This window comes from Acinetobacter sp. 129952 (genome assembly GCF_056642055.1).
Genome location: NZ_JBWVSU010000037.1, coordinates 1 through 843 on the forward strand (window position 1 = coordinate 1; position 843 = coordinate 843).

At 38.9% G+C, this 843-nt stretch carries 1 protein-coding gene; it reads right to left on the reverse strand.

Annotated features, from left to right (window positions below):
* Nucleotides 1-12: 12 nt before the first annotated feature.
* Nucleotides 13-764 (reverse strand): IS5 family transposase gene (locus AC1IR0_RS15610; protein WP_228738633.1). Its coding sequence is split into 2 segments (ribosomal slippage): nt 13-530 and nt 530-764, totalling 753 coding nucleotides; the frame shifts between segments, so codons are not numbered across the junction.
* Nucleotides 765-843: the final 79 nt, after the last annotated feature.

Sequence of the window (843 nt, forward strand, 5' to 3'; positions counted from 1 at the left end):
TAGGGCGTGTCCTCATTTGGCTTTACACCAAATAAATATGCAAGCAATGTAAATCATAGACTGGTAATTTCGTGCAAGCTTATCAAATCGGGTTGCAATCGCTCGGAAATGCTTCAATCTCGCAAACACATTTTCAACTAAATGTCTTAATTTATATAGATATTTATCAAACTCCTTATTCGATCTTTTACTATTTGATCTCATTGGAATGATGGGAATCATATCCTTGTTCTGGGCATATATTCTAATGTGCTCAGCATCATACCCCTTATCAGCAATGAGATAAGTTGCCTCGCCTACAGTATCAATCAGTTGTTTTGCAACTTGACTGTCGTGGACGCCACCCCCAGTGATTTTAAAATCAATCGGTAATCCATTCGCGTCGGTTGCAAGATGTATTTTTGTTGTTCGTCCACCACGTGATTGTCCAATTGCTCTTTCGAAACCATTCCGAGCTCCACTTGCATGTTGATGCACGCGTATGTAGCTTCCGTCAATGAATACCCATTCTTGATCCAAGACGCCTCGTAATCTAAAAAAAATTTATTCCACAATCCCTTGCTTGCCCAACGATTAAAACGATTATAAGCAGTTTGCCAAGGACAAAATTCTTGAGGAATATCACGCCATGTGGCGCCTGTACGCAGTTTCCATAAGATCGCTTCCATGATATTTCTACTATTCTTTGAACGGTAGCAACCATGTAATCGCATAGTATCTTGAATTTGCTGCCAGATATCATCGGTAAGAAGAGTACGTGCCATTGAAAATATAGAAATAAAAATAACTCAAAGGAGGATTTTAAGTATTTAAAACCAATTCTTCAAATGAGGACACGCCCTA